At 51.3% G+C, this 13,977-nt stretch carries 10 protein-coding genes and 5 tRNA genes; 3 read left to right on the top strand and 12 right to left on the bottom strand.

All coding sequences use genetic code 11. From position 1 onward, the window contains the following. Positions 1–67: 67 nt before the first annotated feature. On the bottom strand, positions 68–976 hold the full coding sequence (gene gltI, locus H9644_RS12380) for a glutamate/aspartate ABC transporter substrate-binding protein GltI (protein WP_191774733.1): 909 nt from the start codon (positions 974–976) through the stop codon (positions 68–70). Between the two features lie 454 nt (positions 977–1,430). On the opposite strand from gltI, the gene H9644_RS12375 reads away from it, so the two are divergent. Beyond that, a complete protein-coding gene (locus H9644_RS12375; RefSeq protein ID WP_191774731.1) occupies positions 1,431–3,308 on the top strand; it encodes a rhomboid family intramembrane serine protease in 1,878 nt (625 codons plus the stop codon). A 158-nt stretch (positions 3,309–3,466) separates the two neighbouring features. On the opposite strand, the gene lnt is transcribed toward H9644_RS12375, so the two are convergent. The 5 genes from lnt to miaB form a co-directional block, all read right to left on the bottom strand. Further along, entirely contained in the window at positions 3,467–5,005 is a 1,539-nt protein-coding gene (gene lnt / locus H9644_RS12370) for an apolipoprotein N-acyltransferase (protein WP_064528950.1), read from the bottom strand. A 24-nt stretch (positions 5,006–5,029) separates the two neighbouring features. Then, positions 5,030–5,908 (bottom strand): CNNM family magnesium/cobalt transport protein CorC, encoded by an 879-nt coding sequence (corC, locus tag H9644_RS12365; RefSeq protein WP_001278605.1) that lies wholly within the window; start codon positions 5,906–5,908, stop codon positions 5,030–5,032. Positions 5,909–5,997: 89 nt separating this feature from the next. Then, entirely contained in the window at positions 5,998–6,465 is a 468-nt protein-coding gene (ybeY, locus tag H9644_RS12360; RefSeq protein ID WP_000084458.1) for an rRNA maturation RNase YbeY, read from the bottom strand. After that, positions 6,462–7,502: a PhoH family protein gene (locus tag H9644_RS12355; RefSeq protein ID WP_002430212.1), complete on the bottom strand. Its 1,041-nt coding sequence runs from the start codon at positions 7,500–7,502 to the stop codon at positions 6,462–6,464. The genes ybeY and H9644_RS12355 overlap by 4 nt, the downstream gene beginning before the upstream one ends. Positions 7,503–7,654: 152 nt before the next feature. Continuing rightward, positions 7,655–9,079: a tRNA (N6-isopentenyl adenosine(37)-C2)-methylthiotransferase MiaB gene (gene miaB / locus H9644_RS12350; RefSeq protein WP_000162740.1), complete on the bottom strand. Its 1,425-nt coding sequence runs from the start codon at positions 9,077–9,079 to the stop codon at positions 7,655–7,657. Positions 9,080–9,224: 145 nt separating this feature from the next. Here miaB and ubiF point away from each other — a divergent pair, with 145 nt between their 5' ends. Next, positions 9,225–10,400: a 3-demethoxyubiquinol 3-hydroxylase gene (gene ubiF, locus H9644_RS12345; RefSeq protein WP_191774724.1), complete on the top strand. Its 1,176-nt coding sequence runs from the start codon at positions 9,225–9,227 to the stop codon at positions 10,398–10,400. Between the two features lie 152 nt (positions 10,401–10,552). Here the strand turns inward: ubiF and H9644_RS12340 are convergent. The 5 genes from H9644_RS12340 to H9644_RS12320 all read right to left on the bottom strand — a co-directional run bounded on the left by H9644_RS12340 (position 10,553) and on the right by H9644_RS12320 (position 11,035). Next, a tRNA-Gln gene (locus H9644_RS12340) sits at positions 10,553–10,627 on the bottom strand. 48 nt (positions 10,628–10,675) lie between these two features. Next, positions 10,676–10,752 (bottom strand) — tRNA-Met (locus tag H9644_RS12335). Between the two features lie 14 nt (positions 10,753–10,766). Further along, positions 10,767–10,841 (bottom strand) — tRNA-Gln (locus tag H9644_RS12330). Positions 10,842–10,864: 23 nt separating this feature from the next. After that, a tRNA-Leu gene (locus H9644_RS12325) sits at positions 10,865–10,949 on the bottom strand. Positions 10,950–10,958: 9 nt separating this feature from the next. Further along, positions 10,959–11,035, bottom strand: a tRNA-Met gene (locus H9644_RS12320). Positions 11,036–11,355: 320 nt separating this feature from the next. On the opposite strand from H9644_RS12320, the gene H9644_RS12315 reads away from it, so the two are divergent. Further along, positions 11,356–11,793 carry a hypothetical protein gene (locus H9644_RS12315; protein WP_191774722.1) on the top strand — a complete coding sequence of 146 codons (438 nt, stop codon included), beginning with the start codon at positions 11,356–11,358 and terminating at the stop codon, positions 11,791–11,793. 221 nt (positions 11,794–12,014) lie between these two features. Here H9644_RS12315 and asnB read toward each other — a convergent pair whose 3' ends face one another. Continuing rightward, on the bottom strand, positions 12,015–13,679 hold the full coding sequence (gene asnB, locus H9644_RS12310; RefSeq protein WP_191774720.1) for an asparagine synthase B: 1,665 nt from the start codon (positions 13,677–13,679) through the stop codon (positions 12,015–12,017). Positions 13,680–13,977 lie beyond the last annotated feature (298 nt).

Raw genomic sequence — 13,977 nt, 5'->3', positions numbered from 1 at the left:
GGCGTATAGTCTGTCCGTGCTACGTAACAATCGAGAGGGCTGAATTTTCCGCCCCTGGTTCTTGTAATTAGTTCAGTGCTTTGTCATTCGGTTCTTTGAACAGTGCTTTCATTTCGTCTGACAGTTCGAAATTCATGTTCAGGTTTTTCGGCGGAATTGGGTTTTTGAACCACTTATCAAACCATTTTTCCGCTTCACCGGAGGTCTGCACCTGAGCGATGGTGTCATCCATCAGCTTTTTGAACTGCGGATCATCTTTACGCAGCATGCAACCGTAGGCTTCCTGAGACTGCGGTTTGCCGACGATTTCCCAGTTGTCTGGTTTTTTCGCTTTTGCACGTTCACCGGCCAGTAGGGCGTCATCCATCATAAAGGCAACGGCACGACCGCTTTCCAGCGTGCGGAAAGAGTCACCGTGGTCTTTGGCGCTGATGATGCGCATATTCATTTTTTGCTCTTCATTAAGTTTGTTGAGCAAAACTTCAGAGGTGGTGCCGGAAGTGACGACTACGGCTTTATCTTTTAGATCGGCAAAATCTTTAACATCGCCGCCTTTTTTGGTCAGCAGGCGCGTACCGACCACGAAAATAGTGTCGGAGAAAGCCGCCTGTTTCTGGCGTTCGAGGTTGTTGGTAGTAGAGCCACATTCAAAATCGAAAGTGCCGTTTTGCAGCAGCGGAATACGGTTTTGTGAGGTGATCGGAATCAGTTTCACCTGCAAGTCCGGTTTGTTAAGTTTCTTTTTCACTGCTTCAACAATGGCGTTGGAGTAATTCTGTGAGTAACCCACCACTTTTTGCTGATTGTCGTAATAAGAGAAAGGTACTGAAGATTCACGGTGACCGACGACAATCACGCCGTTTTTGGCGATTTTGTCCAGCGTACTGCCTGCTGCCGGGGCGGCGTCATCTGCCTGTGCCAGGCCTGCGGAAAGCGCCAGGGCCAGGATTGCTGTGGCAGGTTTACGTAATTGCATATCCAACTCCTTTATCTTCTGCGTTAAGAACGCATGGATACCCGTTGTGAGTGTTTGTGTTGTTATCATCTGCAACTTTATTGTGCAGTGTTGTGCTTGTTAGGTAACATTTAGTTTGGCCAAATGTAAAGATATTGCTGTTTTATTGTTTGTTTTTGCGAGATGCACCGCACCATTCCGAAGCAAAATTCTTAAACCGCACCTTTTTGGTGCTACCGCTGATTTGTGGTGGTGCAACCCGGTTGTACTTCGGCTGATTTCCTTGTTTCCACAATAAATAAAGCAACTTACATGCCAAAAAATAATTAGAGGTGAATTAATTACGATTGTAATTTTAGGCTGAAAAAGTCATATTTCGGACAGGGTTAACTTTTCGGTATGGGACGTTTGCCGGGATGATAACTGCACACGAGAAAAATGCTTTTTACCTGTCTTTTCAAGGAAGAATTACCTCATGTATGCATCTTCGGTTAAGCCGTTAAATGTTCAATTACCCGCAATAACTCTTATCCTTTTTGCGCTCTGTGTTGGGATATTTTGTTATCTCGCACAATGGATGAGTTATGAAGAAGTCGATCAATCTGCACTCATCCATCTTGGTGCTAACGTTGCTTCTCTCACGTTGTCGGGTGAATCCTGGCGCTTATTGAGCAGTGTCTTTCTGCACAGCAGTGTTTCTCATTTGCTGATGAATATGTTTGCACTCCTGGTGGTAGGGGGAGTGGCGGAACGGATTCTGGGAAAATGGCGACTCCTGATTGTCTGGCTATTCTCTGGCGTCTTTGGTGGGCTAATCAGCGCCTGTTATGCGTTACGCGAAAGTGAGCAGATAGTCATCAGCGTTGGGGCATCCGGGGCAATTATGGGAATAGCTGGCGCTGCGATAGCAACACAGCTTGCTTCAGGTGTGGGCACACACCATAAAAACCAGCGGCGAGTATTTCCTCTGTTGGGTATGGTTGTGCTGACACTGTTGTACGGTGCCCGGCAAACAGGAATAGACAATGCTTGCCATATTGGTGGACTGATTGCGGGTGGCGCCTTAGGTTGGTTGAGCGCACGTTTACCTGGTCAAAACAAACTTGTTACGGTCGTTGGGATTATGGTTGTGGGCAGTATTCTTCTGACCGGGGCTATCTGGATTGCGCAGCAGCAGATTGATGAATCAGTTTTACAGGTCAGGCAAAGCCTGCGTGAAGAGTTTTATCCGCAGGAGATTGAACAAGAGCGACGACAAAAAAAGCAGCAGTTAGTGGAGGAGCGTAACGCCCTTAGGGAAACATTATCCGCTCCGGTAAGTCGTGAGCAGGCCAGTGGTGATTTGCTCGCTGAGATTACCGATATCCATGATATGGCGATCAGTCGGGATGGTAATACGTTGTATGCCGCAATTGAAAACACGAACAGCATTGTTGTTTTCGACCTCGGACAAAAGAAAATCCTGCATACCTTTACTGCGCCCATAGCGAAAGAAAAGTCAGTCAAACATTGTGGTGGCTGTAAAGATCAGGGCGTCAGATCGCTGGTGTTAAGTCCCGATGAAAAGTTGCTGTATGCGACTTCATTTGAAGCTAATGCGTTATCGGTCATTAACGTGGCGACGGGGGAGATTATTCAGTCGATTACCACCGGCGCACATCCTGACCGCCTTATCCTCTCGCGCGATGGCACAAAAGCCTGGGTGATGAATCGCACCAGTAATAGTGTGTCAGCCATTGATCTGGTGGCTTATCAACACGTGGCGGATATCCCGCTGGAGAAATACGACGGGACGGGGACAAGTAATAAACCCGGCGCCTGGGTTATGGCACTTTCCCCGGATGAAAAAACATTGTTGATACCCGGTATGGTCAGAGGTGACATTGTACGCATCAATACCATCACGCATCAGAAAGAAGGCTTTCCCGCCGGTGATGCGCGTGGCGTGGTTTCTGCGATGGGATTCAAATCAGAAAATGACGAGATTATTTTTGCCGATAGTCAGGGTATTTCGCGTATAAGCGCAGGGGATCAACAAGCCAGTGTTATGACGCAATGGTGTAGCAGGAGCGTTTATTCCGTTGAGGGTATTAGCCCGGACGGTCAGTATTTAGCGTTGGTGTCATATGGCCTGGAAGGTTATGTCATCCTGCTCAACATTAATGCCGGGCAGATTATTGGCGTTTATCCTGCCAGCTATGTTAATCACCTTCGTTTTTCGGCGGATGGCAGAAAGATATTTGTTATGGCGAAGAACGGGTTAATCCAAATGGACAGGACGCACTCGCTAGATCCGCAGGTAATTATTCGGCATCCCCAATATGGCGATGTAGCTTGTGTCCCTGAACGGTAAGAAAAAGGGGCATGATGATCACGCCCCACCGATTGTGACAACGTGCGCTTTGTTTATGCCGGATGCGGCGTGAGCGCCTTATCCGGCCTACAAAATCGCGCAAATTCAATACATTGCACAAACTTTGTAGGCCTGATAAGCGTAGCGCATCAGGCACATTAACGTTTGTGAGTACGCAGACTCATCAACACAGCGGCAAAACCAAACAGTGCCGTAAGTACCCACAACGGCCAGTTGCCGGTACGTGCGTACGGTGTGAGTCCGGTGGTCGGCGTCACGTTGGTGGTTAACACTTCGCGAGTGAATTGCGGGATCATCGACTGAATCTCCCCTTGCGGGCCAATCACCGCTGTAATGCCGTTATTGGTGCTGCGCAGTAGCGGGCGAGCCAGTTCCAGCGCACGCATTCGCGCCATCTGGAAGTGCTGCCACGGACCAATAGACTTACCAAACCATGCATCGTTAGAGATGGTCAGCAGATAATCGGTATCCGGGCGGAAGTTATCGCGCACCTGCTCGCCAAGAATGATCTCGTAGCAAATAGCTGCAGTAAGCTCAATACCATTTACCGACAGCGGCGGCTGGATATATGGCCCACGGCTGAACGACGACATCGGCAGATCAAAGAACGGCGCTAACGGACGCAGAATCGACTCCAGCGGGACAAACTCGCCAAACGGCACCAGATGGTTTTTGTTATAGCGATCGGCTGATTCGTAGCTGTACGGCGCACCTTTACCCAGCGTGATGATGGTGTTGTAGGTATCGTAGCGATTCTGCTTATTGAGACGCGCGTCGACAATCCCGGTTACCAGCGAGCTGCCTTTCTCACGCAACTCATCGTCCAGTGCTTTGAGGAACGGTTGCTGATTAATTTCCAGATCGGTTATCGCCGATTCCGGCCAGATAATCAGCGACGATTTGCCCATCAGCGGTGCCGTTGCGTTGTAATAAATTTTCAGCGTATTAAGAAGTTGGCTTTCATCCCACTTCAGCGATTGCGGAATATCGCCCTGCACCATCGAAACCTGAATGGTTTTCTCCGGTTGCGGGGTAAACCACTGGATGTAGCGCAGCGGGAAGGGAAGAGCAAACAGCACGACGGCTACCACCAGCGGACGCCAGTTGCGTTTAGCCAGCGACAGCGCCAGCAGGCCGCTTACCATCATCAGCAGGAAGTTAATGGCTTCCACGCCCATTATCGGTGCCAGCCCTTTTAACGGGCCGTCAATCTGGCTATAGCCGAACTGTAGCCACGGGAAGCCAGTCAGTACCCAACCGCGTAGAAACTCGGTCACTTGCCAGAGGGCAGGGGCGGCAATCGCCACGCGTAGCCAGGTGGTTTTCGGCCACAGTCGCGCCAGCACGCCAGCAAACAGTCCGGTATACAGCGACAGATACGCCGCCAGCAGCACCACCAGGAAGATGTTAACCGGGCCAGGCATCCCGCCAAAGGTGGCGATGCTGACATAGACCCAGTTAATACCGCTGCCAAACAGGCCAAATCCCCAGCAGAAGCCAATAGCGGCAGACTGGAGTGGGCGGCGGTTAAAGGTTAACGCCTGAAGCCCCATCAGCGAAATAATCGCCGCAGGCCAGACGTCATAAGGAGAGAAGGCCAGCGTTCCGCAGGCACCGAATAATAACGCCAGCAGCAGGCGAATGCGCTGGCGTTCAATTAATGAGGCAAAAGCCATGTAGTTATCTATCCAGTTTCGGTTTTATTCATCCAGCTTCGGCTGGGGTGAGTCATCCGGAATTTTGACATGAACCTGAATAATACGCCGACTGTCGGCCATCGCCACTTTGAACTGGTAACCGTCGATGTCGATGGTTTCACCACGCGCCGGAAGATGCCCAAACGCCTGCATCACCAGACCACCGATGGTGTCGACCTCTTCATCGCTAAAGTGGGTGCCGAACGCTTCGTTGAAATCTTCGATGGAAGCCAGCGCGCGCACGGTCCAGGTGTGACGGCTAAGTTGACGGAAGTCGATATCATCTTCTTCGTCATACTCATCTTCAATCTCACCAACAATCAGTTCCAGGATGTCTTCAATGGTCACCAGACCGGAAACACCGCCGAATTCGTCAATGACGATCGCCATGTGGTAACGCTGAGAGCGAAACTCTTTCAGCATCCGGTCTACGCGCTTACTTTCAGGAACGACAACCGCCTGACGTAACACTTTGTCCATGCTGAAGGCTTCAGCATCGCTGCGCATAAATGGCAGCAAGTCTTTCGCCATCAGAATCCCTTCAATGTGATCTTTGTCTTCGCTGATCACCGGGAAACGTGAGTGGGCAGACTCGATGATGACATCAAGGCATTCATCCAGCGTCTGGTTGCGTTTCAGGGTAATCATCTGGGAACGGGGGATCATGATGTCGCGAACGCGTTGGTCTGCGATGTCCATTACCCCTTCGAGCATATCGCGCGTATCTTCGTCGATAAGGTCGTTCTGCCCGGAATCACGGATCAGCGCCAGCAGTTCGTCACGGTTTTTCGGTTCACCGTGGAAAAGTTGGCTGAGTAACAGGGAGAAAAATCCCTTCTTGTTGCTTATCGTGTCACTACTGTGTGAATTGTCGTCGCTCATGGCGTCGTATGGGTTCTCATGTTAGTTAATCAAAACGCCGTCGTTAATCACCAACGGCGGGGACGTCTGCCAGTCAAACGCCTGGCAAATTACTCTTTCTCGGCAATGTACGGATCCTCATAGCCCAGAGCAAGCATAATCTCTGTTTCGAGGGCTTCCATTTCTTCTGCTTCGTCATCTTCGATGTGATCGTAACCTAACAAATGCAGACTGCCGTGCACCACCATATGCGCCCAGTGCGCCTCCAGTGGTTTGCCTTGCTCCTGTGCTTCCTGCTCAACGACCTGACGGCAGATAACCAGATCGCCCAGCAGCGACATTTCCATGCCTGGCGGCACTTCAAACGGGAAGGAGAGCACGTTAGTCGGCTTATCCTTACCGCGATAGGTCAGATTGAGACTGTGGCTTTCGGCGGTGTCGACCAGGCGAATGGTCACTTCCGACTCCTCCTGAAACTGCGGGATCACCGCATTCAGCCATGTCTGAAACTGGCTCTCTTCCGGCAACCCGGAATTATCTTCACATGCCAGTTGTAAATCGAGGATCACCTGACTCATTTTTGTTCCTGTTCTTCGCGCTTGCGTTCTGCCGCCAGCGCCGCTTTACGTTTTTGTTCGGCTTCTTCCCAGGCTTCATAAGCGTTAACGATACGCGCCACCACTGGGTGACGAACAACGTCTTCACTGTGGAAGAAGTTAAAGCTAATTTCTTCGACTTCAGCCAGCACTTCGATGGCATGACGCAGGCCTGACTTGGTGTTGCGCGGCAGGTCGATCTGGGTGACGTCGCCGGTAATAACCGCTTTTGAGTTAAAACCGATACGGGTCAGGAACATCTTCATCTGTTCGATGGTGGTGTTCTGGCTCTCATCGAGAATGATAAACGCGTCGTTCAGCGTACGACCACGCATATAGGCCAGCGGTGCGACTTCAATGACGTTGCGCTCAATCAACTTCTCGACTTTTTCAAAGCCCAGCATCTCGAACAGCGCGTCGTACAGTGGGCGCAGATACGGGTCTACTTTCTGGCTTAAATCGCCGGGCAGGAAGCCCAGTTTCTCACCGGCTTCAACCGCCGGACGGGTCAGCAAAATGCGACGGATTTCCTGACGCTCCAGCGCATCAACCGCTGCTGCCACTGCCAGGTAGGTTTTACCCGTACCCGCCGGGCCAACGCCGAAGGTGATGTCATGGTCGAGAATATTAGCGATGTACTGCGCCTGGTTTGGCGTGCGCGGTTTAATCACGCCGCGTTTGGTCTTGATATTGACCGCTTTGCCGTACTCCGGCACGCTCTCTGCGCTTTGCTCCAGCACGCGCGCTTCTTTAATCGCAAGGTGGATTTGTTCCGGCTCGATATCCTGAATCTGACCGCGCATCGGGGCGGTATCGACATACAGGCTGCGCAGAATATCTGCCGCAGCGGTGACGCAAATCGGACGGCCAGTCAGTTTAAAGTGGTTATCGCGGCGATTGATCTCGATGCCGAGACGGCGTTCGAGCTGTTTGATGTTGTCATCAAACGGGCCGCACAGGCTCAACAGACGCGCGTTGTCTGCTGGCTCAAGGGTGATTTCGCGAGTGTCTATGTTCAAACTGTTCCTCTTATCTGTATGCCGCCGGAAGCTGAACATTCACCGGCCTATAAGGAAATTATTCACGCCACAGGAAAAAGGCGCAAGCATTGCAATAAAAATGGGGATAAAGAGAGAAAAAACAAGGCCCACCCGAACGGCGGGCCAGAGAATTACGGCTGATAATAACCCACGCCAAGATCGTTTTCTTTGCGGGTACGGGCAATCACCGATTCCGGCGTTTCTGCCACGCGCAGACCCATTTCATCTTCAGTACGCACCACTTTACCGCGCAGGGAGTTCGGGTAGACGTCGGTAATTTCCACATCGACGAATTTACCGATCATATCTGGTGTACCTTCGAAGTTAACCACGCGGTTATTTTCAGTACGACCGGAAAGTTCCATGATGCTCTTACGCGAAGTACCTTCTACCAGAATGCGCTGGGTGGTGCCGAGCATCCGGCGGCTCCATGCCATCGCTTGCTGATTAATGCGCTCTTGTAGAATATACAGACGCTGCTTCTTCTCTTCTTCCGGAACATCATCAACCATATCGGCAGCTGGCGTACCCGGACGCGCGGAGAAGATAAAGCTGTAGCTCATGTCGAAATTGACGTCGGCAATCAGCTTCATCGTTTTCTCGAAGTCTTCGGTGGTTTCGCCAGGGAAGCCGACGATGAAGTCAGAACTTATCTGAATATCCGGACGCGCCGCACGCAGTTTACGGATGATCGCTTTGTACTCCAGCGCCGTATGGGTACGCCCCATCAGGTTGAGGATGCGATCGGAACCGCTCTGTACCGGCAGATGCAGGAAGCTCACCAGCTCCGGCGTATCGCGATACACCTCGATGATATCGTCGGTGAATTCGATCGGATGGCTGGTGGTAAAGCGAATGCGATCGATCCCGTCGATGGCGGCAACCAGACGCAGCAGGTCGGCAAACGATCCGGTGGTGCCGTCGTAGTTCTCACCGCGCCAGGCGTTCACGTTCTGACCGAGCAGGTTAACTTCACGCACGCCCTGTGCCGCAAGCTGGGCAATCTCAAACAGAATATCGTCGGACGGGCGGCTTACCTCTTCACCACGGGTGTAAGGCACCACGCAGTAGGTGCAATATTTATTACAGCCTTCCATGATGGAGACAAACGCGGTCGGCCCTTCAGCGCGCGGTTCTGGCAGACGGTCAAACTTCTCGATTTCCGGGAAGCTGATATCTACAACTGGGCTGCGGTCGCCGCGCACGGAGTTGATCATCTCCGGCAGGCGGTGCAGCGTTTGCGGCCCAAAAATAATATCGACATAGTGGGCGCGCTGACGAATATGTTCGCCTTCCTGCGAAGCCACGCAGCCGCCGACGCCGATAATCAGGTCCGGATTCTTCTCTTTTAACAGTTTCCAGCGACCCAACTGATGGAAGACTTTTTCCTGAGCCTTCTCGCGGATTGAGCAGGTGTTCAGCAGCAGCACATCCGCTTCTTCCGCCACGTCGGTCAGTTGATAGCCGTGGGTGGCATCCAGCAGATCGGCCATCTTCGATGAATCGTACTCGTTCATCTGACAGCCCCAGGTTTTAATATGGAGTTTTTTGGTCATCGACTTGCTCTTGCGAAATAGTAGCCAGGAATGCAGGGCGCATAGTGTAATGCTTTGCTGGCGTTGTGACCAGTATGAGCGTTATCAGCCCTTGGGGGTAAAAATCCTGTAAACTTAAAGCATATTGCTAACAGGATGATTGACCATGACAAATCAACCAACGGAAATTGCCATTGTCGGCGGAGGAATGGTCGGCGGCGCACTGGCGCTGGGACTGGCGCAGCACGGATTTTCGGTAACGGTAATCGAGCATGCCCAGCCCGCGCCGTTTGTGGCCGACAGCCAGCCGGACGTGCGGATCTCGGCGATCAGCGCGGCTTCGGTATCATTGCTTAAAGGTTTAGGCGTCTGGGATGCGGTACAGGCTATGCGTTGCCATCCTTACCGCAGACTGGAAACCTGGGAGTGGGAAACGGCGCATGTGGTCTTTGATGCCGCTGAACTCAAGCTGCCGTTGCTTGGCTATATGGTGGAAAACACCGTTCTGCAACAGGCGCTGTGGCAGGCGCTGGAAGCGCATCCGAACGTGACGTTACGTGTGCCGACCTCGTTGATTGCGCTGCATCGCCATAATGATCTTCAGGAGCTGGAACTGAAGGGCGGTGAAGTGATCCGCACGAAGCTGGTGATTGGTGCCGACGGGGCAAATTCGCAGGTGCGGCAGATGGCGGGAATTGGTGTTCATGCCTGGCAGTATGCGCAGTCTTGCATGCTGATTAGCGTACAGTGTGAGAACGATCCTGGCGACAGCACCTGGCAGCAGTTTACCCCGGACGGTCCGCGTGCGTTTTTACCGCTGTTTGATAACTGGGCGTCGCTGGTGTGGTATGACTCTCCGGCACGCATCCGCCAGTTGCAGAGTATGAATATGGCGCAGTTACAGGCGGAAATAGCGAAACATTTCCCGTCGCGTCTGGGTTATGTAACACCGCTTGCCGCAGGGGCGTTTCCGCTGACGCGCCGCCATGCGTTGCAGTATGTTCAGCCAGGGCTGGCGCTGGTGGGCGATGCCGCGCATACCATCCATCCGCTGGCGGGGCAGGGGGTAAATCTAGGTTATCGCGATGTCGATGCCCTGATTGACGTTCTGGTGAACGCGCGCAGCTATGGCGAAGCGTGGGCCAGTTATCCAGTCCTCAAGCGTTACCAGATGCGGCGCATGGCGGATAACTTCATTATGCAAAGTGGTATGGATCTGTTTTATGCCGGATTCAGCAATAATCTACCGCCGCTGCGTTTTGTTCGTAATCTTGGTTTGATGGCGGCGGAACGTGCTGGCGTACTGAAACGGCAGGCGCTGAAGTATGCGTTAGGGTTGTAGCCTCACCACATTTCCGGACGCATGCTAACCGTAGGTCGGATAAGACGCGCCAGCGTCGCATCCGACATTGAAGGATAAGACGAGTCAGCATTACATTCGACATTAAAGTCCACAGAAAAGCAAAAAGCTCGCCGAAGCGAGCTTTTTTAATGTGGCTGGGGTACGAGGATTCGAACCTCGGAATGCCGGAATCAGAATCCGGTGCCTTACCGCTTGGCGATACCCCAACAAATTTGTTTTTGAATTTGCCGAATCTATTCGACAGATTCAGAATTTGGTGGCTACGACGGGATTCGAACCTGTGACCCCATCATTATGAGTGATGTGCTCTAACCAACTGAGCTACGTAGCCAGATTGTTCTTCGATGGCTGGGGTACCTGGATTCGAACCAGGGAATGCCGGTATCAAAAACCGGTGCCTTACCGCTTGGCGATACCCCATCCGTACAACGCTTTCTGGTGAATGGTGCGGGAGGCGAGACTTGAACTCGCACACCTTGCGGCGCCAGAACCTAAATCTGGTGCGTCTACCAATTTCGCCACTCCCGCAAAAAAAGATGGTGGCTACGACGGGATTCGAACCTGTGACCCCATCATTATGAGTGATGTGCTCTAACCAACTGAGCTACGTAGCCATCTTTTTTTTCGCGTTACCTTATCGGCGTTGCGGGGCGCATTATGCGTATAGAGCCTTGCAGCGTCAACATCTTTTTCAAGGAAAATTGCTCGAAAATGACTGTTTGGTTAGGTTGCGAACAGCATGGCGCTATATTCGTCAATTATTGTTTACTTTGTGTTTTTCTCTGTTGTTTTGCTATGCAGGATGAAATTCGGAATTCAACAATAGCGCCGAAGAATTATCTCATGAAACACTGCACCGTTACGATAGGACAGGGCAGGGATCGCTACGCCTGCATCTCTGCTACCACTTCAGGCGATTTATTGAGGGAATAATATGCTGCGTTTTATAACGGTGTTGATGGGGGCCTTATTATTTATACAATCCGCGTTTGCCGATACGGCCCGACCGGAAATCGGTAAGTATGTCTTTGGCTATCGTGGACAGGAAGGCGCGGTGGTGTGGATGATGAGGATAGGCCCGAAAGCGACAAATGAAGCACTCGTTCAGATATCGCATGTTGATAATGATATTGATGGTCAGATTTTTCGCTGCAAAGTGAAAGCATTACAGGAAGGTGAAAAATCTTATACCACCGTAATTAAAGGTGAATCTTTTGAGTTATTACGTCTGAAAGAAGGAAATGGAAGCCTGCATATCCCGGATGAACAGGCAACCTGGTCAGTCGCTTACAGTAGTGAGTTATCTGACAGCGATGTGGCAAATCCGGAACATTTCTTTACCGCGTATCAGAATCAACAAGCTCCTCAATAACTAAAAACGCCCCGGATTTCTCCGGGGCGTCACAGATTGCTGACAAGGTGCGCTTTGTTCATGCCGGATATGGCGCGAACGCCTTATCCGGCCTACAAAACCGTGAAAATACAATGCATTGCATGGTCTGCGTAGGCCTGATAAGTGTAGCGCATCAGGCTGTTTTGCGTTTGTCATCACTGTCAAACGCCCCAGTTTTTTCCGGGGCGTTACCGTATTTCTTATTTATACGCTGACTGGTGAACGCCAACCGCGCGACCAGATGGATCGTCCATTTTCTTGAACGCTTCATCCCACTCAATCGCTTTAGCAGAAGAACAGGCAACGGAAGGACCGCCCGGTACGCACTCTGCGGCGCTCGGAAGCGGGAACAATTCTTCAAAGATTTCCCGATACAAATACGCTTCTTTTGAGGTTGGCGTGTTGTATGGGAAGCGGAAGCGGGCTGTTTCCAGTTGCTGATCAGAAACCTGCTGTGCCGCCACTTCTTTCAGTGTGTCAATCCAACTGTAACCGACGCCATCAGAGAACTGCTCTTTCTGCCGCCAGGCAACGCTTGCAGGCAGATACGACTCAAAACATTCACGCAGGATGTGTTTTTCCATCTTGCCGTTGCCGCACATTTTATCCTGCGGGTTAATGCGCATCGCCACGTCGAGAAATTTCTTGTCGAGGAACGGAACGCGCGCTTCCACGCCCCAGGCTGACATCGCTTTGTTGGCGCGCGCGCAGTCATACATATGCAGGGCCAGCAGTTTGCGCACCGTTTCTTCATGCAGCTCTTTAGCGTTTGGCGCTTTGTGGAAATAAAGATAACCGCCGAACACTTCATCAGAACCTTCACCGGACAACACCATTTTAATACCCATCGCCTTGATCTTACGCGACATTAAATACATCGGTGTTGAAGCGCGAATAGTGGTCACGTCATAGGTTTCTATGTGGTAAATCACATCGCGGATGGCATCCAGACCTTCCTGTACAGTGAAGTGAATTTCGTGGTGCACAGTGCCCAGATGGTTTGCCACTTCCTGGGCTGCTTTCAGATCCGGTGAACCAGGCAGACCAACAGCAAAGGAGTGCAACTGCGGCCACCATGCTTCCGAGCGTTCCTGATCTTCCACGCGACGAGCGGCATATTTCTTGGTGATCGCGGAAATAATTGAGGAATCCAGACCACCAGAGAGCAGCACACCGTAGGGTACGTCAGACATCAGATGGCTTTTCACGGAATCTTCCAGCGCCTGACGCAGTTCGTTTTTGTCGGTCACGTTATCTTTCACCGCATCATAGTTGAACCAGTCACGGTGATAGTAAGAGTCGATCTCGCCGTCCTGACTCCACAAATAGCTTCCCGCCGGGAACTCTTTAATCGTGCGGCAAACCGGCACCAGGGCTTTCATTTCTGAGGCCACATACAGCTGACCGTGTTCGTCATAGCCCATATACAGCGGGATGATCCCCAGATGGTCGCGACCAATCAGATATGCATCTTTTTCGCTGTCGTACAGGGCAAAGGCGAACATGCCTTGTAAATCATCGAGAAATTCCGGCCCTTTTTCCTGGTACAGCGCGAGGATCACTTCGCAGTCAGACCCGGTCTGGAACTGGTAACGATCGCCATACTCAGCGCGCAGTGCCTGGTGGTTATAGATTTCACCGTTTACGGCCAGTACGTGGGTTTTTTGTTGGTTGTAGAGAGGTTGCGCCCCCGCGTTAACGTCAACAATTGACAGGCGTTCGTGGGCGAGAATGGCGTTATCACTGGCATAAATACCGGACCAGTCCGGGCCACGATGACGCATCAGGCGTGACAGCTCGAGTGCTTTCTTCCGCAGCTCAACTGCGTCTGTTTTGATATCGAATACGCCAAAAATTGAACACATAACCTTCTCCGTTAACCTGGTGTTTGCTGCTTGTTGTGTTTGCTTGTTTAAAAAATGCCGTAAAGCAGCAATGTGCGCAAGAGATTTGGCGGTGAAAAAATAAAAAACGTAATAGCGATTGTCGATTAGTGAAAAAAGACCAGGTGTGGAGATGTATTTATTGATGGATCGATAATTTTTAGCGGGTTTTATTGAATGGTTATATTTTACGGGGGCCAAATTGCTGACAAAGTGCGATTTGTTCATGCCGGATGCGGCGTGAACGCATTATCCGGCTTACAAAAGCATGAAAATTCAA

It is taken from the genome of Escherichia whittamii (genome assembly GCF_014836715.1).
In the GTDB taxonomy this organism is placed as follows: domain Bacteria; phylum Pseudomonadota; class Gammaproteobacteria; order Enterobacterales; family Enterobacteriaceae; genus Escherichia; species Escherichia whittamii.
This window is presented reverse-complemented; position numbering and strand designations above follow the sequence as displayed.